The sequence below is a fragment of the Bacteroides fluxus YIT 12057 genome, assembly GCF_000195635.1.
Lineage (GTDB): Bacteria > Bacteroidota > Bacteroidia > Bacteroidales > Bacteroidaceae > Bacteroides > Bacteroides fluxus.
Genome location: NZ_GL882689.1, coordinates 296,519 through 316,330 on the forward strand (window position 1 = coordinate 296,519; position 19,812 = coordinate 316,330).

The window sequence follows — 19,812 nt, forward strand, 5'->3', positions numbered from 1 at the left end:
TAATTTTTAGTGGACGGGGATGTAGTTTGTGGCAAGGTGGAGGCTTGAAGTCAGGGAGTTTGTCCGAAACGGCAAAAACAATAAGAGAACTGCCAAAACAATAAGGTGATAACTGCCGGAAACTTTTTATATTTGCCGTGCCAACTTTTTGGCGCAAAGAGAATTATTGGATCTTGTAATTTAAACTATTTAAAGCACATGAAAAAGTTTTTAGGGCTAACGGCCTTTTTCCTTTCTTTTATTCTGTGTCCGATAACGGCAAAAGTAACGCTTCCTGCTATCTTCTCCGATAACATGGTTCTGCAGCAAAATACGCAAGTCAATGTGTGGGGCAAGGCGGCACCCGGTGAAAAAGTCACGGTAAAGGCCTCGTGGGCAGACAAGGCTGTGACGGCAAAGGCCTCCGCAAACGGCAAGTGGTCGGTGAGGCTCAAGACGCCTGCGGCTGCCAGGAATCAGTCCGTGACCGTCAGCGGTGAAAATACGATTATTATTAATAATGTGTTGATCGGTGAAGTCTGGCTTTGTACCGGCCAGAGCAATATGGAATACCCCGTGTGCAAGCATCCGGACATGAAATGGATGACGGGCATGACTACCGAAGCCGAGGAACTGAAAGATGCCGACTATCCCGAGTTGCGGCTATTCCGTGTGGAACACCAGTTGGCGCCGGAAGGGGAAATGGACGACTGCAAGGGAGAATGGCTGGTTTGCAGCCCGAAGAACATCTATGATTTCTCTGCAATAGGTTTTGTGTTCGGCCGTAAGCTGCATAAGGAACTGCATGCCCCGGTGGGTATGATACAGTCCACCTGGGGCGGTACACATGCCGAATCGTGGACAAAGATGGAGGTGATGAAGAAAAACCCGCTTTATGCCGGTGTGCTGAAAGATTTTGCCCTGGAGAATGTGAAGCAGAAAAAAGGTTACTGCAAGGTGCCTGCCACGTTGTGGAACGGCATGATCAAGCCTATCCTGGGATATACGGTGAAAGGCAATATCTGGTACCAGGGTGAGTCCAACTCGATTCGTTACGAAGACTACCAGCAGGTATTTACCAATCTGATAAACAGTTGGCGCAAGGAGTGGAAGCAGCCCGACATGCCTTTCTACTTTATGCAGATCGCTCCTCATAAAGGGCAGCCTGCCGGGATTCGTGAAGCACAGCTCAAGACATGGCAGGGCGGACTGAAAAATGTAGGCATGAGCGTAGTGACGGATGCCGCCGATTCTACGGACATCCATCCGCGCGGGAAGCGTGTGGCAGGTGAACGCCTGGCATTGTGGGCGCTTGCCAGGCAGTATGGAAAAGAGGTAGCCTGTTCGGGCCCGCTTTTCAAGACTCTGAAAGTGGAAGGCAATAAAGCTGTCCTGGACTTCGACTATGCCGAAGATGGATTGATGACACCGGATCATGAGCCGGTGAAAGGTTTCCTCGTAGCCGGAGCCGACCGGCGTTTTTATCCGGCTACGGCAGTGATACGTGGCAGTCGTCTGGAGGTGTCTGCTCCGCAGGTTGCGGTTCCGGTAGCTGTGCGCTATGGGTATTGTAATTTCTTCCGTGTGAATTTATATAACAAGGCAGGTCTGCCTGCCGTGCCTTTCCGCAGTGATGCTTGGGAGCCGGGTTCGTATGCACGTTGGTTTGCCGATTCTGAGATGTTGCGTTTTCCGCAGGCTTACCGGCTGGACCATGGCAAGCGCCTGTTCTTCGGCTATGCGCAGGGAGTGGGCTGCTGCGCCATGCTGCAGATGTGGAAAGCTACCGGTGAACGCCGTTATTATGACTATGTGAAGCAGTGGGCCGACTCGCTGATTAATGATAAGGGAGAAATTCATCTGTATGATAAATCTACTTATAATCTGGACTTTATCAATTCCGGAAAAGTCTTGTTTGACCTTTACCGTGAAACGGGTGACGGACGGTATAAGAAAGCGATGGATACGCTTGTCGGGCAACTGAAGAACCAGCCCCGTACATTGCAGGGAGGGTTCTGGCATAAACTGATTTATCAACATCAGATGTGGCTGGACGGTTTGTATATGGCCTCTCCTTTTATGGCCCAATATGGTGCGGAATTCAATAAACCGGAATGGATTGACGAGGCTGTGAAGCAATTCCGCCTTTGCCATGAGCATACGTATGATGCCAAGACCGGTTTGTATCACCATGCCTGGGACGAAAGCAAGAGCCAGCGTTGGGCTGACCCGGCAACCGGACATTCTCCTAACTTCTGGGGACGCAGCATCGGCTGGTGGTTCATGGCGATGGTGGATGCGCTGGATTTCATTCCTGAAGGTCATCCGGGGCGTGCCGACTTGATCGGTTATATCAAAGGCCTGGCGGAAACCTTGCCGAAATACCAGGATAAGAATGGTTTGTGGTATCAAGTGATAGACCAGCCCAAGCGCAAGGGCAATTTCCCGGAAGCTTCCGTAACCACTCAGTGCATGTATGCTTATGCAAAAGCGGTAAATAAAGGGTATATCGATGCAACATACCGCGCGGTGGCTGAAAAGGCTCTGCAAGGTTTGAAAGATAAGTTGCTGGTCGAGAAGCAGGACGGTACGCTGACCTTGACACGCTGTTGCCAGGTAGGCGGACTTGGCGGACATCCGTATCGTGACGGCAGCTTTGAATATTATATAGGTGAAAAGATGCGGGATAACGACGCAAAAGCCACAGGACCATTCATTATGGGATGCCTGGAACTGGAGAAATGAGAAATAGTTGAATTTACGGTCTGACGGCGTACGATTGAAAATCCTTGTTCCGCCGGATGCCGTCAGATGGTAAATAGTACGGTGTATGAAGAAACAGATTTTTTTGATATTGGCTTTGTTTGCCGCCGGTACTCTTCCGGCGCAGGACATTGCCTGGCCTGAGGCCAAGACGGAAGCCAAGCCTGCCGCCCGCTGGTGGTGGATGGGGAGTGCTGTAGATAAAGGGAACCTTACCCGTAATCTGGAAGAGTATGCCGCGGCAGGTATGGGAACGATGGAAGTGACGCCTATTTATGGAGTGCAGGGCAATGATGCCAATGAAATTCAGTTCCTCTCTCCCGAATGGATGCGGATGCTGCAACATACAGAGAGTGAAGCATACCGGCTGGGTATGCAGATTGATATGAATACAGGTACAGGCTGGCCTTTTGGAGGACCGGAAGTGGCGGTAGAAGATGCTGCCTGTAAACTGTTCATTACGGAATATAGATTGAAGGGGGGAGAACGGCTGGCCTGTAAGGTGGAGGTGGCGGATGCCAGGCAGCGCCCTTATGCCGGGCTGGAACGGCTGATGGCTTTCGGACCTGCCCGGTGCCTGGATTTGACGGCAAAAGTAAAGGACGGTGTACTTGACTGGAAAGCTCCGAAAGGAGAGTGGCGCCTGATAGCTGCTTTCTGTGGGAAAACCTTGCAGAAAGTAAAACGTGCGGCTCCCGGCGGGGAGGGATATGTAATGGACCATTTTTCCGCCCGTGCCGTCCGGAATTACCTCGGACGCTTTGAACGGGCTTTTTCCGGTCATGCGGCAGGGACTACCCGGCTTGCCGCTACTGCCTATCCGCATCATTTCTTCAATGATTCCTATGAAGTCTATAAAGCCGACTGGACTGCTGGGCTTTTTGACGAGTTCTTTGCCCGTCGCGGTTATAAGCTGGAAGAACATTTACCGGAATTCCTTGCTGAGGGCGAACGGACGGAGGCTGCCAGACGCATCATTTCCGATTATCGTGAAACGCTTGCTGAACTTCTCCAGGAGAATTTTACCCGCCAGTGGACCGAATGGGCGCATCGGCACGGTTCCAAAACCCGTAATCAGGCACATGGCTCTCCCGGAAATCTGATAGATCTCTATGCTACGGTGGATGTGCCCGAATGTGAAGGTTTCGGGTTGTCTGACTTCGGCATCCGCGGGTTGCGCAAGGACTCTCTGACACGTCCCAATGATTCGGACCTGTCTATGTTGAAGTATGCGTCCTCTGCTGCCCACATTGCCGGGAAGCCCTATACCTCCTCGGAGACCTTTACCTGGCTGACTGAACATTTCCGGACTTCTTTGTCGCAATGCAAGCCCGATATAGACTTGATGTTTGTATCCGGGGTGAACCATACTTATTTTCATGGTACTACTTACTCGCCTGCCGAAGCCCCATGGCCGGGATGGAAGTTCTATGCCACTGTGGATATGAGCCCCACCAATAGTATCTGGCGGGATGCACCGGCGTTTTTCCAGTATATCACCCGTTGCCAGAGTTTCCTGCAGGCGGGCAAGCCGGACAATGATTTCCTGGTTTATCTTCCCGTGTATGATCTTTGGCAGGAGCAGGACGGGCGGCTGCTGATGTTCGACATTCACAAGATGGCGAAGCGTGCTCCCCGTTTTATAGAGGCTGTACACCGTATCAACGATGCGGGATATGATATGGACTATATCTCTGATAACTTTATCCGTACGGCAAAGGTTGCCGGCGGAAAGATCGTAACCTCCGGCGGGACGGCCTATAAGGCTCTTGTCATCCCCGGAGCCAGACTGATGCCTGCGGATGTGTTGGAGAAACTGATGAATCTGGCAAAGGAAGGAGCTACTGTCGTTTTCCTTGACCAATATCCGGAAGATGTGCCCGGCTATGCCCGGCTGAAGGAGCGCCGTGCCGAATTTAACCGTATATTGGGTGATGTCCGGAAAATGGGCAGTACACCGGGCACGGCCGGACGTGTAATTTTCGGTACGGATTATGCCGGGACACTGGCGCAGACCATGGCTGTTCCCGAAGCGATGAAAACCGGGTTTGGCTTGAGTTGTATCCGTCGTGCCCATGCAGAGGGTGCCCATTATTTTATTTCGGCCTTGACTGCCGAAGATACTGAAGCCTGGATACCTTTGGCCGTATCCGCCCGTTCGGCAATGCTCTACAATCCGATGGACGGTACGTCGGGAAAAGCCCGTATCCGCCGGAAGGACGGCAAGACGGAGGTCTTTCTGCAACTTGCTTCGGGAGAGTCGGTACTCTTGAAAACTTTTGCGGAAGTTGATGTACAGGCTCCGGCGTGGAGATATTACACTCCTTGCGCCACACCGGAAAGCGATTTGGCCTGGAACAAGGTACCCGACCGGCGTTGGGGATTCCGTTGGGTCGAGAGTATTCCTGCTGTGGGGAATGTGCCCGACTCGATCTCTCTCGGCTCATGGACGGATTTATCTTTTGAAGGCGCGGAGACTGCGATGGGAACGGGTGGCTATACCACTACTTTTGTGGTTGAAAATCCCGCTGCCGCCGAAGACTGGCTGCTTTCGCTCGGTGATGTGCGTGAAAGTGCGCGCGTGCGCATCAATGGGCGGGAGGTGGCTACGCTATGGGCTGTACCGTACCGCTGTTTCATCGGGCCGTATTTGCGTCCGGGGAAGAACACTCTGGAAGTGGAGGTTACCAATCTCCCGGCAAACCGCATAGCCGATATGGACCGTCGCGGAGTGAAATGGCGCATTTTTAAGGATATAAATATGGCGGCACTTGGCTATAAGAAAGGTACGTATGCCGGATGGCAACCTGTTCCAAGCGGATTGTTGGGGCCTGTGCGTATTGTACCTGTCAGAACGATAAAAGAATAGACATCATGAAAAGACACTTTTTTACGTGGGCAGTGCTTGCTTGTGCCGTCTGCGCTTTGTACGCCCAGGATCCGCGTGAACGGCATTATTTCTATGAAATACTGGATCCCAAGCATGAACCGAAACCATTGGTGGAAGGGTTTGCGCAACAGCGGATTACAGAACAACTGAATCGGGGACTGGTGGCTGTTCCTGCCCGGGATGGCAAGTCCGTGTATCTGAGCTGGCGTTTGTTGGCGTCCGATGCACCGTCCACGGCTTTCCATATTTATCGGAAGGCAGATGGAAAAGTACGGCGTTTGACGAAGAAAGCGATTGGCCGGACTTGTGATTTTGTGGATACTGCCCCTTGTGCCCAGGCCTCCTATTGGGTAGAAGCCATTGTGAAGGGAAAGAAACCTGCTGTTTCGGAAAAGCGGGAGGCAGCGCTCCGGGACTTGAAGGCTTATACTTCCATCCGCTTGAAAGACGGTGCCAAGGCCGGGAAAATAGCTCTTGCCGACTTGAATGGTGACGGTACTTACGACTATATCGTCCGTACTCCCGAAACGAATGTCGATCCGGGCATGCCGGGTGACACTACCGGGAAGACGTATAAGATTTCTGCTTATCTGAGTGACGGCACTTATCTGTGGACATACGATATGGGACCCGGCATCGAACCGGGTATCTGGTATTCCCCCTTCATAGTCTATGACTTCAACGGCGACGGCAAGGCGGAGGTAGCGATCAAGACTGCCGGTACCGATTTTGTGAAAAACGAAAAAGGACGTGTCTGCGGAGGCAGTGAATATCTTTCGGTGCTCGATGGAATGACCGGGAAGGAGATAGACCGTGTGGATTGGCCCGAACGCAATGACCGTTACGGTAATCTGATCCGCCAGAACCGCAATCAGATGGGAGTGGCTTATCTGGATGGAAAGACACCGTTTATATTGGCTGCGCGCGGTACTTATAAACTGATGGTTGTCGATGCCTGGATGTTGAAAGACGGTAAGCTGCAGCGTGCCTGGCGTTGGGACGGTGACGAGGAGAATCCGATTGTCCGCAGTATGGGGGCACACAGTATGGTTACTGGGGATGTGGACGGTGACGGCCGTGATGAAATCTTGCTGGGCTCGTGCATGCTTGACGACAACGGAACGCTTTTATGGTCTTCCGGTTTGGGGCATAGTGACAAGGCGTATCTTTGCAAATTGCACCCCGGTATGGAAGGCATGCAAGTGTTTATGGTCAGCGAACCTAAGAAAGAAGACGGCCGCGGCGTCTCTGTTGTAGATGCCGCTACCGGAAAATTGGTTTGGGGCATCGGGCACGCTACTTATCATGTGGGCGATGGCATGGTGGCCGATTTTGATGCTGCCCATCCCGGTCTGGAATGTTTTGCCAGCGAAGACCGTAAAGGTGGCAGTACGGATAGATATCTGCTGACTGCCGACGGAAGGAAACTGGAAGTGCCCAGAGAGGAAGTGCCGGGATGTCGCAACTGGATATGGTGGGATGCGGATTTGCTGCGTGAGACTTTTAAAGGGGATGACAACCGTTGGGGAGCAGGTTCTTCTTCGGGCGGGCGTAAGCAAAGTATCTGGAAATGGAAAGGCGAAGTCCTGACGGAAGGAATCGAAGGAGATATCTTGCTGATGGCGGATATGGAAGGCGACTGGCGGGAGGAACTGGTTACGGCTTTACCCGGGGAATTGCGTATCTATCACACGAATATTCCGGCCTGTGACCGCCGTGTGACGCTGATGCAGGATGCTTTGTACCGTAGCTATGTGGCACATCGCAGTATGGGGTATCCGCAGGCTCCCGTACCTTCTTATTATTTGGGAAGCCTTCCCGCCGGTTCTTCTCCGAAAGAGAGAGGAGGAGTGGATAGCGCTGCTGCTGAATAATGGTAGGAAAATCTTTTCTAACCGGTTGCTTGATGAATAGCTGATAACGTAAATATTAACATGCCTTTCTCTTCTGCAGGTGTGCCAAAATAAAGATTTAGAACACAAATAATACGAATTACACAACCCCTGCTTTTTAATGACTCCTGATAGTCAGCGATTATCAGATTCGCTTTTTTGGCGTAATTTGTGTAATTTGCGTTCTTTTATCAGTTTTGACACACCTCCGCGGAGGTGAGGCTTCAAAACATTATAAAGAAATGACGAAACAATTGTATGTAATTGCAACTATTTGCTTGTGGATACTCTGTTCCTGCCAGTCTGCAGAGTATAAGTATGAAGCGGTTTATCGTGACCTGCCTTTCGATATGCCTCGCGTAGTGGCTCCCGAATTTCCTGACCGTACCGTCAACCTGAAAGACTTTGGTGCCGTAGGTAACGGTAAAGATTTGTGTACGGAAGCTTTTGCGAGTGCCATCAATACCCTTTCCGGACAAGGTGGAGGGCATCTGATTGTTCCTGCCGGTGTCTGGTTCACCGGTCCTATCGTATTGAAAAGCAATATCGATTTGCATCTGGAAAAAGGGGCTGTTATCCTTTTTTCTCCCGATGTAGATCTCTATCCTCTGGTGGAGACCGTGTTCGAAGGGTTGGATACCCGCCGTTGCCAGTCTCCCATTTCCGGCAGAAACCTGGAGAACGTAGCCATTACGGGAGAAGGTGCCATTGATGGCAACGGTCATTTTTGGCGTCCTTTGAAGCGTGAGAAGGTGACGGAGAGCGTATGGAAACAAACTGTCAGCCGTGGCGGTGTGTATAAGCGTCCCACTTACTGGTTCCCTTATCCGGAAACCTTGAAGGGGGATACTATCAGTAACATGAATGTACCCCGGCACTTGATTACGGAAGAAGAGTGGCAGAGTGTCCGCCATTTCCTGCGCCCTGTAATGGTGAGTCTGATAGAATGCAGGAACGTCTGGCTGCAAGGGGTTATTTTCCAGAATTCCCCGGCTTGGAATCTGCATCCGCTGATGTGTGAGAATGTATTGGTTGAGGAGGTGCAGGTGCGCAACCCGAGTTATGCGCAGAATGGTGACGGGCTGGATTTGGAGTCTTGCCGGAATGCGTTGATTGTCAATTCTACTTTTGATGTGGGAGACGACGGAATCTGTTTGAAAAGCGGTAAGGATGAAGACGGGCGGCGTCGTGCGCGTGTCTGTGAGAATGTAGTGGTAGATGGCTGTACCGTATTTAAAGGTCATGGCGGTTTTGTGGTAGGCAGCGAAATGAGTGGAGGCGTACGCAATGTTTCCGTCAGCAACTGCCAGTTTCTGGGTACGGATGTAGGCTTGCGTTTCAAGAGCAAGCGTGGACGCGGAGGCATTGTAGAGAATATCTGGGTAACCAACGTCTCTATGATGGATATTCCGACGGAGCCGATTACCTTCAATCTCTATTATGGAGGCAAGTCTGCTGTAGAAGTTCTGGAGAGCGGCGAGACAGTTCCTGCTAAAGTGGAACCGCTGCCGGTTGACGAAACCACTCCTTGTTTCCGCAATATTCATGTCAGGAACCTTGTATGTGCCGGTGCACGTCGTGCCTTGTTCTTCAACGGTATTCCCGAAATGCCGATTGACGGCATTGTATTGGAAGATATTGATATAACTTCACGTTTGGGTGCGGAGTTTATCTATAGCAAGAATATCAGTATGAAGAATGTCACTATCCGCAATACGGAAGGGGAGAAGATCGTGACACGCTATTGTGAGGGAATAGAATAGATTTGCCGGTTACCATGAAACATCAAACAAAAGTAAACATGAAAAAACGATATCGTATGGTTGCGCTCTGCTTATGTTTGTCTCTTGTATTTATGGGATGTAAACAAACGGCAGATACGATGGAAGTGGATTTCAAGACCCCTCCGGAGCAGATCCAGACCTCTGTTTATTGGTATTGGATAGCCGGAAATGTTTCGGAAGAGGGAGTGGTGAAAGACTTGCATGCGATGAAGCAAGCCGGAATCAATCGCGCTTTCATTGGTTGTATAGGAAATAGGTCGATGAAGTCTCCTTATCCCAAGGTTGCTTTTGGAAGTGAGGAGTGGTGGAAAGTGTTGCATACGGCTCTGAAGACAGCTACGGAGTTAGGCATTGAAATCGGCATTTTCAATTCCCCGGGGTGGAGCCAGTCGGGCGGTCCTTGGGTGAAGCCCGGACAGGCCATGAGATATCTTACGTCTGTCAGCCGCCAGGTGTCAGGAGGACGGAAAATCAATATAACGTTGGAAAAGCCTGCCGATGACTTTCAAGATGTTAAAGTCATAGCTTTTCCGGCGACTGAAGAAACGGCCGTTCTGTCGTCGGGCAAGGTAGTCTTGCCTCAAGCATCCGGCAAAGCGGCTGTTATCGATTTCTCGGCCGCGGAAGATTTTACGCTGAGAAGCATTCGGGTATATCCGTCTGCCAAGGCTATTCAAGCCAATGCGCGTTTGTCGGTGAAAGAGGAAAACGGATACCGTGAGTTGGCGGAGTTTCAGATTTCCCGTTTTAATGCTGCCTTGAATGTTGGTTTTGAGCCTTATGCTCCGGTTGTGGTTTCCGTTCCCGCCACGGTGGGCAGAAACTTCAGATTGGAGTTGGAGCAGAATGCTGAAAGGTATGAACTGGAAAATGTAGAATTATTGTCACAACCTTTGGTGGAGCGCTATCCGGAAAAATTGTTGGCTAAAATGTATCAGAAGCCCCTTCCGTATTGGCATGAATATCAATGGCGGGATCAACCGGTGCTGGATGACGCTTCTCTGGCGGTTGATCCGGATCGGGTATTGGACATTTCTTCGTCTTTGCATGGCGATAATCTGGAGTGGGATGCACCTGCCGGAAACTGGATTGTCATGCGTATGGGAATGCGCCCGACCGGAGTTAAGAACAGTCCGGCTGATCCGGAGGCCACCGGTTTGGAGACGGATAAAATGAGCCGCAAACATGTGGAAGCGCATTTTGAAGCATTTATGGGAGAGATTTGCCGCCGTATTCCGGAAGCTGACCGCAAGAGTTGGAAAGTAGTTGTACAAGATAGTTATGAGACCGGAGGGCAAAACTTTACCGATGATTTTCTGGCGTCATTTCGTCAGCGTTATGGTTATGATCCATTGCCGTTCTTGCCCGTCTATAAAGGATATGTAGTGGAAAGCCAGGACCGTACGGACCGTTTCTTATGGGACATGCGCCGTCTGATAGCCGACCGTATAGCTTACGACTACGTAGGCGGGTTGCGTGATGTCAGTCATAAATATGGGTTGCATACATGGCTTGAGAACTACGGGCATTGGGGATTTCCCGGTGAATTCTTGCAGTATGGTGGCCAGTCTGATGAAATTGGAGGGGAGTTCTGGAGTTTAGGTGAGTTGGGCGATATTGAGAACCGGGCTGCTTCTTCTTGCGGACACATTTATGGGAAGAACAAGATATCTGCCGAATCTTTTACAAGCGGCGGCCGTCCGTTTACATGTTATCCTGCGGCTATGAAACGGCGGGGAGACCGTTTCTTTACAGAAGGCATTAATAATACGTTGCTGCATGTGTATATTTCCCAACCGTCGGACGAACGGGTTCCGGGGATCAATGCTTCTTTCAGCAGTGAGTTTAACCGTTTGAATACATGGTATCCCCAACTGGATTTGTTCACTTCTTACCTGAAACGCGTAAACTATATGTTGCAACAAGGGGTAAATGTGGCAGACGTAGCCTACTTCATAGGTGAGGATGCTCCTAAAATGACAGGAGTGACAGAACCGGCCTTGCCTGAGGGATATCAGTTTGATTATATCAACGCTGAGGTGATTGAACGTGACTTGTTTGTGAAAGACGGTCTGTTGACGTTGCCCCACGGCACACAATACCGTATATTGGTATTGCCGGAACTCAAGACTATGCGACCGGAATTATTGGCTAAAATCAAACAATTGTTGCATGACGGAGCTGTAGTTTTGGGACCTGTCCCCGAACGGTCACCCAGCGGACAGAATTATGGAGAGGCGGACAGGCAAGTGAGGGCATTGGCTGCTGAACTTTGGAATGGGCTGGACGGTAAGCGGAAAAAGATGTCCCGTATAGGAAAAGGGCTTTTAATGGTGAATATGGATATGGCCGAAGCTTTGGCTGCCATTGGCTGCGTGCCGGATTGTAAATTCCCTGAAGATGTACAATGGTTGTATGGACACAGGAATGTGGGGCGAACGGAAATATATTTCATATCCAATCAGGAAAATAAGGAAGTGACGGCCAGTCCGGAATTCCGCGTGCAACGGATGCAGCCGGAACTATGGAGTGCCATTGATGGAAAAATCCGTTCTTTACCGGCTTACCGGCAGACAGATACAGGAACGGTCGTGCCTCTGAAACTTCATCCGTACGAGAGTGTTTTCATTGTGTTCCGTAAATCTGGCGGGAAACCTGTAGGTGACTTGCTGGCACAGAACTTTCCAAATCCAAAAGTCTGTTCCCGGATCGACAAGCCTTGGAAGCTGACTTTTTGCGATACCTTGCGGGGACCTAAAGGCGTACAGACCTATACGGTACTGGAGGATTTGAGTCAAAGTGGCCGGGAACCTATACGTTATTATTCAGGAACCATTGTATATGAAACGGATTTTACGTTCACGGCTAAACCGGAAGGTTGCGTCTATCTGAACTTAAATCGTGTAGGTGTAATGGCGAAGGTAAAGGTAAACGGGCGGTATGCCGGAGGAGTGTGGACATCGCCCTATCGGGTTGAAGTAACGGATTTGGTAAAAAACGGTGAAAATCATCTGGAAGTTGAGGTGGTTACTACTTGGCAAAATCGTTTGATTGGCGATAGCGGTTTACCGGAATCCGAGCGGAGCACCTGGATACCGGTCAATAACTGGACTATTAAGGATTCTCTGCAACCATCGGGCTTGATGGGGCCGGTAGTGCTGGAAACGGAAAATTACCTTTGGGATAATTGATTCCCCTTTTTCCGCGGATTGTCAAATCTGATACCCTTTCAGTCAAAATCAGTACAGAAGGTAGGGGAGCAATCCCCTATTTTTGTATCATCAAATTGCGACTAAAACTAATTACCATGAAACAATGCTTTTTTGCGGTCGATTTGGGAGCTACCAGTGGCCGTACCATTTTGGGGACTTTTACTTCAAATGGTTTGGAGATGGAAGAGGTGAATCGTTTCCCGAACCGGCTGATTGAAACCGGAGGACATTTCTACTGGGATATTTATGAGCTTTACCGCCACATCATTGAAGGGCTGAAGAAAGCGGCACGGATGGAAGATGTCGAGATAACTTCAATAGGGATAGATACTTGGGGGGTGGATTTTGTCTGTGTAGGCCGTGACGGAGCTTTCCTTCGCCTGCCTTACTCATATCGTGACCCTCATACGGCAGGGGGGCCAGACGCCTTTTTTACGCGTGTACCCAGAAAGTCTGTTTATGAGTGGACGGGGATTCAAGTGATGAATTTCAATTCGTTATTTCAGATGGATACCCTACGCCGGAATCATGACAGTGCGTGGGAAGCGGCGGATAAATTATTGTTTATGCCCGATGCCTTGAGTTATATGCTGACAGGGGAGATGGTAACTGAATATACTATTGCCAGTACTGCCCAGTTAGTGAATGCCCGTACCCGTAGATTGGAAGATAGCCTGCTGCGCGAACTTGGACTGACGCAGGCGCATTTCGGGCGTTTTGTCTATCCGGGCGAGAAGGTTGGAGTATTGACACCGGAAGTGCAACGGATGACAGGACTTGGTGCCGTACCGGTAATTGCCGTGGCAGGGCACGATACAGCTTCGGCAGTGGCTGCCGTACCGGCAATGAACCGCAACTTTGCTTATTTGAGTAGTGGCACTTGGTCGTTGATGGGCGTTGAAGCAGATGTTCCGGTCATCAATAAAGAAACCGAGAATCTGAATTTTACCAATGAAGGCGGTGTGGAAAACACAATCCGGTTGTTGAAAAATATTTGCGGCATGTGGCTGTTGGAACGCTGCCGTGCTTCTTGGGAGGAGACCTCTTATCCGGAACTTATTGCTGAGGCCAATGCTTGCGAGCCTTTCCGCAGCCTGATAAATCCCGATGACCCTTTGTTTGCCAATCCGTCGGATATGGAGCAGGCTATCAAGACTTACTGTTCCGACCATCGGCAGTCCATTCCCGGAACACGTGGGCAGATAGTACGCTGTATTTTTGAGAGCCTGGCTTTACGCTATCGCCAGGTGTTGGATAATTTACGCAGTCTTTCCCCTCGTCCGATAGAGGCATTGCACGTGATAGGGGGAGGAAGCCGCAACGATTTGCTAAACCAGTGGACAGCCAATGCGGTAGGCATCCCGGTAATTGCAGGCCCGTCTGAGGCTACGGGCATAGGCAATGTCATGATTCAGGCATTGGCCGCCGGAACAGCCAAAGACATCGCTTCTATGCGTCAGCTCATTAACCGTTCCATTCCGTTAAAGACTTTCTTGCCGGAAGATGCGGAGGTCTGGGATGCCGCTTATCTGCACTTTAAGCAACTGACAGCGAACAATTCATAATTTATAACTCATATAAATCATATATCATGAAAGAAGAATTGATAAACAAGGCGTATGAAATCGCCAAGGAACGCTATGCCGCCCTTGGTGTAGATGTAGAGAAAGTAATGGAGCAACTCCGGAAAGTGTCTGTCTCCATGCACTGTTGGCAGGCAGATGATGTGCTTGGTTTTGAATCGGCCGGTTCGTTGACGGGTGGCATCCAGACTACAGGAAACTATCCGGGCAAGGCTCGCAATATGGAAGAATTGCGTGCTGACATTCTGAAGGCTGCTTCTTATATTCCTGGCAAGCATCGCTTGAACCTGCATGAAATCTACGGTGATTTTGGCGGTACATTTGTGGACCGTGACCAGGTAGAGGTAAAGCACTTTGAAAGTTGGATGCAGTGGGCCGCCGAAAACGGAATGAAACTGGATTTCAATTCCACTTCTTTCTCTCATCCGAAGAGCGGGAATCTCTCCTTGGCTAATCCGGACAAGGGCATCCGCGATTTCTGGGTGGAACATACGAAACGCTGCCGTGCCATTGCCGAAGAAATGGGACGCCGCCAAGGGGACCCTTGTATCATGAACCTTTGGGTGCATGATGGAAGCAAGGACATTACGGTGAACCGTATGAAATACCGGGCGCTTTTCAAGGACTCTCTTGACCGGATTTTCGCGACGGAATACAAGAATATGAAGGATTGCCTTGAATCTAAAGTATTCGGAATCGGTCTTGAAAGCTACACGGTTGGTTCCAATGAGTTCTGTGTAGGTTATAGTGTACAAAACCAGAAGCTGATTACGATTGATACCGGCCACTTCCATCCTACGGAAAGCGCAGCCGACAAGGTTTCGTCCATGCTGCTGTTTGTTCCGGAACTGATGCTTCATGTCAGCCGTCCGATACGTTGGGATTCCGACCATGTAACGATTATGGATGATCCTACCCTTGAACTCTTCCAGGAAATCGTTCGCTGCGATGCATTGGACCGTGTGCATATCGGCCTTGACTATTTCGATGCTTCTATCAACCGTATCGGTGCATACGTGATCGGTACGCGTGCGGCACAGAAGTGCATGTTGCGTGCGTTGCTCGAACCGTTGGCTAAACTTCGTGAGTACGAGGCGGCCGGCCAGGGCTTCCAGCGCTTGGCTCTGCTTGAAGAAGCAAAAGCCCTTCCTTGGAATGCTGTTTGGGATATGTTCTGCCTGAAGAACAATGTTCCGGTGGGTGAAGAGTTTATTGCCGAAGTAGAGAAATATGAGGCTGATGTGACTTCTAAACGTAACTAATGATAGTCTCTCCCCTGAACCTCCCTTTACATGAGGAGGAAAGGGGGAGAACCTTTAAATGATATATTATGAATACACTGATAGGATTACTTATCATTGCCGTCGGCAGCTTCGGACAGAGCAGTTCGTATGTCCCCATAAAAAAGGTTGACGGATGGTCTTGGGAGAGTTTCTGGTTGGTACAGGGGCTTTTTGCGTGGTTGGTCTTTCCGTTGCTGGGAGCGCTGCTTGCCATACCTGCCGGTAGTAGCCTGATGGAACTTTGGGGGGCAGGAGGTGCATTGCCCGCCATTGTATATGGTGTTCTTTGGGGGGTCGGCGGCCTGACGTTCGGTCTGAGCATGCGTTATCTCGGTGTAGCCTTGGGACAGAGCATTGCCCTCGGTACCTGTGCGGGTTTCGGGACACTGTTCCCGGCTCTGTTTGCAGGGAAGGATCTGCTGCATGGAGATGGGCTGATGTTGCTTGTCGGTGTTTGCATAACGTTGGCAGGGATTGCGGTAATCGGTTATGCCGGTAGTTTGCGTTCCAGGAACATGAGTGAGGAAGAAAAAAAAGCTGCAGTGAAAGACTTTGCGTTGACCAAGGGGCTGTTGGTAGCTTTGCTGGCAGGTGTGATGAGCGCTTGTTTTGCGCTCGGACTGGATGCGGGTACTCCCATAAAAGAAGCTGCATTGGCCGGTGGAGTCGCTCCGCTTTATGCCGGACTTCCTGTCATCTTCCTGGTGACCTTGGGAGGCTTCTTTACGAATGCCGGGTATTGTATCCAGCAAAACATAAAGAATAAGACAGGACATGAATATTTCTCTGTAAAAGGCGCTACTTTTATCAATAATCTTTTATTTTGCGCTTTGGCCGGTGTGCTGTGGTATTCACAATTCTTTGGCCTTGAGATGGGAAAGAGCTTTTTGACAGACAGTCCGGTACTCCTGGCATTTTCCTGGAGCATCTTGATGTCGCTCAATGTTACGTTCAGTAATGTTTGGGGGATTTTGTTGAAAGAATGGAAAGGCTGCGGACAACGTACCGTCGGAGTCCTGCTCCTCGGGCTGGCCATACTGATTGCGTCTATTATAGTGGTAGCTATGGCGCAGGCATGAGACAAGTGACAAACAGTGCGGTAGTTTCAATCGTAAATCGTTAAATTGTAAATGAAAAATAATATGGAATCAATATTGAATAATCGTCCGGCATTGGCTGCTGAAGTAAACAAAGTGGCCGAAGTAGCCGGTTATCTCTGGCAGAAAGGCTGGGCAGAGCGTAATGGCGGTAACATTACGGTAAATATCACCGAATTTGTAGATGATGCTGTCAAGGCTATGCCTGCTATCAGTGAAGTAAAACCTATCGGCGCTACTTTGCCTTATCTGAAAGGTTGCTATTTCTATTGTAAGGGTACCAACAAACGTATGCGTGACTTGGCCCGTTGGCCGATGGAGAACGGCTCGGTCATCCGTATCCTTGATGATTGCGCCAGTTATGTCATTATTGCGGACCAACCGGTACAGCCTACTTCAGAGTTGCCTTCACATCTCTGTGTGCACAACCGCCTTATCGAAAAAGGTTCCCCTTATAAGGCATCCGTACATACACACCCTATCGAATTGGTCGCCATGACCCACAACAAGAAGTTCCTTGAGAAGGATGTGGCTTCTAATTTGCTTTGGAGCATGATTCCCGAGACGAAGGCTTTCTGTCCCCGTGGCCTGGGCATTACTCCTTATGAACTTCCAAGTTCCGTAGAATTGGCTGAAGCTACCATCCGCGAACTGGATGAATACGATGTCGTGATGTGGGAGAAACACGGGGTCTTTGCGGTTGATGTGGATGCGATGGCAGCCTTTGACCAGGTGGATGTCCTCAATAAATCGGCGCTGATTTACATGGCTGCCAAGAATATGGGGTTTGAACCGGATGGAATGAGCCGGATACAGATGAAAGAAATGTCTGTTGCTTTTAACTTACCCAAATAACAACACCCTGCAATATTATTTAAAACGTTATTATGAAAAAAATATTTATATCTTGCATGCTGCTGCTGTCTGCTGCCGCACTTTCCGCACAAGTAGAGCTGAAAACAGCTGCTCAGGCAAAACTTTCTGCAGCGGATGTTGCAGTGAAAATAGCTGACCGTATTTTGGCCGCTACTACCTACGAATTCAAGAATACAAAGACGGGCGAGACTTATAAATCAGTGAAGAACCTGCCTTTGGATATGAATGTCCGGGTGGCTTGCAAGTACAATAACTGGCATTATACCAATGGGGTGACTCATATTGCCCTGATGGAGTTGGCAAATAAAACCGGTGAGAAGAAGTACGATGACTATGTCCTTAAGAATATGAATTTCGTATTCAATGAAGGAAATCTGGACTTCTTTAAGAAGCAGTATGACAAGGCTATGAAGGATGGAGGATGGTATGGCGTCCGCAAACTGAGCTGGCACATGATTTTCCGTGGCAAACGTCTGGACGACAACGGGCCTATGGGGGCTTCTCTGATTGATTTGCAGATGAAACACCCTAATAAGTCTTTCTTGAATTATATCAATGAGACTGCCGATCACCTGAACTATGCGGAACCTCGTCTTGAGGATGGAACCATCGCCCGCATTTGGCCGCATGTCAACACTATTTGGGCGGACGATGCGTTTATGGCCATCTCTTTCTTGGCGCGTATGGCTAAAATGACCGGTGACAAGAGATACATGGACGATGCCGCCAACCAGGTAGTGAAGTACCATAAATACCTTTGGTGTCCTGAAAAGCAGATATTCTATCATTGTTACCATACGGACAACAAAGAGCACGGTGTTGCTCATTGGAGTCGCGCCAATGGTTGGGTTTTCATGGCTACCGCCGATTTGCTGGAAGTAATGCCGGAGAATCATCCTTTGCGTGCGGAAGTGCTGGAGTGCTTCAAGCGCCAATGTAGCGGTGTGGCACGTTACCAGGGCAAGAATGGCCTTTGGCACCAGTTGCTCGACAAGGAAGATTCGTATGAAGAAATCACCGGGACTTCCATGTTTGTTTTTGGTATAGCTCGCGGTGTGAAGCATGGATGGCTGCATCCGGACTTTATCTATGTGGCAGAGCAGGGCTTGAAGGGCATGCTGAGCAAGATTTCCGAAAATGGAGATGTCACTACTATTTGTGTAGGTACGGGCATCATGCCGTCCCTTGCATATTATTACAATCGTCCTACTCAGGTAAATGACCCGATGGGAGAAGGCCCGGTGCTCCGAGCTTTGATTGAGATGATGGACGCGCCGAAATATACGGAGATTAAAGCGGAACACCAGTACGATAAAATTGTGGTTTCTAAAAAATAAGCACCTCATATCAGGTCGTTTTGTACTCCCTCTGCTGTAAACTGAACCACGGCAGAGGGAGTTTTGTTTTCACGTTTTTCCTATGAAAATTGCAGGCATTACATCTTATTCTCAGAAATAATCCCTATTTTTGTCCCAAAGCATCATGAAGGACACGTATTATGACCAAGGATTATAATGATTTAGGAGTAGAGTTCAAGTATCTTATTGTAAATGACATGGACCAGAGATATGGTCTGTGGGTAAATACAGTAGGTTTCCAGTCCATCCAGCCGAATACGCCTTATCCCTTGAAGGACCATCCTTCCGGTTATTTCTTTAATGCCCAGAAAGGGCGTGTCCTGCGCGAATATCAATTGGTATATATAACGAAAGGCAGAGGGCTGTTTTCTTCGGAGACAACTCCTGAGAAGCAAGTCTGCAAGGGACGGCTGATGGTGCTTTTTCCCGGACAGTGGCATACGTATCATCCTTATCAGCAGACGGGATGGAATGAATATTACATTGGTTTTGAAGGGCCTGTCATTGATGATCTGATGAAGGGCGGCTTTCTTTCACAGGAAAACCAGGTGCTTGAAGTAGGACTGAACGAGGAACTTGTCTCACTTTTTTCCAGAGCCTTGGAGATTGCGGAAGCTGATAAGATTTCTTCCCAGCAATATCTTGCGGGAATCGTCCTGCACATGGTGGGAATGATTCTTTCTATCTCCAAAAACAAGATATTCGAGTTGGGGGATGTTGACCAGAAGATAGAGCAGGCCAAAATCATAATGAATGAGAATGTCTTCAAGGATATTGATCCGGAAGAACTTGCCATGAAGCTGAACATCAGTTATTCTTGGTTCCGTAAAGTCTTCAAGGATTATACCGGTTATGCTCCTGCAAAGTATTTTCAGGAGTTGAAGTTGCGCAAGGCCAAACAACTGTTGGTAGGCACTTCACAGTCTGTGAAGGAGATATCCTTTATGCTCGATTATAAATCTACGGAACATTTCTTTTCCTTATTTAAAAAACGTACAGGGTTTACTCCGTTGGAATATCGTTCTTTCGGCAGGGAAACGGAGGTTGAGGAAAGTGAATTGTGATTTTTACTGATATATATACCATGTAAAGGAT

11 protein-coding genes are annotated in these 19,812 nt (G+C 49.3%); all 11 read left to right on the top strand.

The genetic code is table 11. The features are described 5' to 3' along the window. Window positions 1-198: 198 nt before the first annotated feature. The 11 genes from HMPREF9446_RS15005 (at window position 199) to HMPREF9446_RS15055 (ending at window position 19,781) form a co-directional block, all read left to right on the top strand. Window positions 199-2,724: a glycoside hydrolase family 88 protein gene (locus tag HMPREF9446_RS15005; protein WP_009126578.1), complete on the top strand. Its 2,526-nt coding sequence runs from the start codon at window positions 199-201 to the stop codon at window positions 2,722-2,724. An 85-nt stretch (window positions 2,725-2,809) separates the two neighbouring features. Then, entirely contained in the window at window positions 2,810-5,611 is a 2,802-nt protein-coding gene (locus HMPREF9446_RS15010) for an alpha-L-rhamnosidase (RefSeq protein ID WP_009126579.1), read from the top strand. 5 nt (window positions 5,612-5,616) lie between these two features. Further along, a complete protein-coding gene (locus HMPREF9446_RS15015) occupies window positions 5,617-7,506 on the top strand; it encodes a rhamnogalacturonan lyase family protein (RefSeq protein ID WP_009126580.1) in 1,890 nt (629 codons plus the stop codon). A 260-nt stretch (window positions 7,507-7,766) separates the two neighbouring features. Further along, window positions 7,767-9,287 carry a glycoside hydrolase family 28 protein gene (locus HMPREF9446_RS15020; RefSeq protein ID WP_009126581.1) on the top strand — a complete coding sequence of 507 codons (1,521 nt, stop codon included), beginning with the start codon at window positions 7,767-7,769 and terminating at the stop codon, window positions 9,285-9,287. A 38-nt stretch (window positions 9,288-9,325) separates the two neighbouring features. Continuing rightward, window positions 9,326-12,499: a glycosyl hydrolase gene (locus HMPREF9446_RS15025; RefSeq protein ID WP_039969718.1), complete on the top strand. Its 3,174-nt coding sequence runs from the start codon at window positions 9,326-9,328 to the stop codon at window positions 12,497-12,499. Between the two features lie 116 nt (window positions 12,500-12,615). Further along, complete coding sequence (locus HMPREF9446_RS15030) at window positions 12,616-14,085, top strand: rhamnulokinase (RefSeq protein WP_039969720.1); 1,470 nt, start codon at window positions 12,616-12,618, stop codon at window positions 14,083-14,085. Between the two features lie 26 nt (window positions 14,086-14,111). Beyond that, complete coding sequence (locus tag HMPREF9446_RS15035; RefSeq protein WP_009126584.1) at window positions 14,112-15,365, top strand: L-rhamnose isomerase; 1,254 nt, start codon at window positions 14,112-14,114, stop codon at window positions 15,363-15,365. A gap of 68 nt (window positions 15,366-15,433) precedes the next feature. Further along, on the top strand, window positions 15,434-16,465 hold the full coding sequence (rhaT, locus tag HMPREF9446_RS15040; protein WP_009126585.1) for an L-rhamnose/proton symporter RhaT: 1,032 nt from the start codon (window positions 15,434-15,436) through the stop codon (window positions 16,463-16,465). A gap of 63 nt (window positions 16,466-16,528) precedes the next feature. After that, complete coding sequence (rhaD, locus tag HMPREF9446_RS15045; protein ID WP_039969722.1) at window positions 16,529-17,338, top strand: rhamnulose-1-phosphate aldolase; 810 nt, start codon at window positions 16,529-16,531, stop codon at window positions 17,336-17,338. Window positions 17,339-17,370: 32 nt separating this feature from the next. Then, window positions 17,371-18,696, top strand: a complete 1,326-nt coding sequence (locus HMPREF9446_RS15050) for a glycoside hydrolase family 88/105 protein (RefSeq protein ID WP_009126587.1) — start codon at window positions 17,371-17,373, stop codon at window positions 18,694-18,696. A 161-nt stretch (window positions 18,697-18,857) separates the two neighbouring features. After that, window positions 18,858-19,781 (top strand): AraC family transcriptional regulator, encoded by a 924-nt coding sequence (locus HMPREF9446_RS15055; protein WP_009126588.1) that lies wholly within the window; start codon window positions 18,858-18,860, stop codon window positions 19,779-19,781. The last annotated feature ends 31 nt before the right edge of the window (window positions 19,782-19,812 follow it).

What these genes read in the sequence shown, in the direction of transcription:
- HMPREF9446_RS15050 (WP_009126587.1), top strand. Translation starts at nt 17,371, where the DNA reads ATGAAAAAAATATTTATATCTTGCATGCTGCTGCTGTCTGCTGCCGCA.
- HMPREF9446_RS15035 (WP_009126584.1), top strand. Translation starts at nt 14,112, where the DNA reads ATGAAAGAAGAATTGATAAACAAGGCGTATGAAATCGCCAAGGAACGC.
- HMPREF9446_RS15005 (WP_009126578.1), top strand. Translation starts at nt 199, where the DNA reads ATGAAAAAGTTTTTAGGGCTAACGGCCTTTTTCCTTTCTTTTATTCTG.
- HMPREF9446_RS15015 (WP_009126580.1), top strand. Translation starts at nt 5,617, where the DNA reads ATGAAAAGACACTTTTTTACGTGGGCAGTGCTTGCTTGTGCCGTCTGC.
- rhaT (WP_009126585.1), top strand. Translation starts at nt 15,434, where the DNA reads ATGAATACACTGATAGGATTACTTATCATTGCCGTCGGCAGCTTCGGA.
- HMPREF9446_RS15030 (WP_039969720.1), top strand. Translation starts at nt 12,616, where the DNA reads ATGAAACAATGCTTTTTTGCGGTCGATTTGGGAGCTACCAGTGGCCGT.
- HMPREF9446_RS15010 (WP_009126579.1), top strand. Translation starts at nt 2,810, where the DNA reads ATGAAGAAACAGATTTTTTTGATATTGGCTTTGTTTGCCGCCGGTACT.
- HMPREF9446_RS15020 (WP_009126581.1), top strand. Translation starts at nt 7,767, where the DNA reads ATGACGAAACAATTGTATGTAATTGCAACTATTTGCTTGTGGATACTC.
- HMPREF9446_RS15025 (WP_039969718.1), top strand. Translation starts at nt 9,326, where the DNA reads ATGAAAAAACGATATCGTATGGTTGCGCTCTGCTTATGTTTGTCTCTT.
- HMPREF9446_RS15055 (WP_009126588.1), top strand. Translation starts at nt 18,858, where the DNA reads ATGACCAAGGATTATAATGATTTAGGAGTAGAGTTCAAGTATCTTATT.
- rhaD (WP_039969722.1), top strand. Translation starts at nt 16,529, where the DNA reads ATGGAATCAATATTGAATAATCGTCCGGCATTGGCTGCTGAAGTAAAC.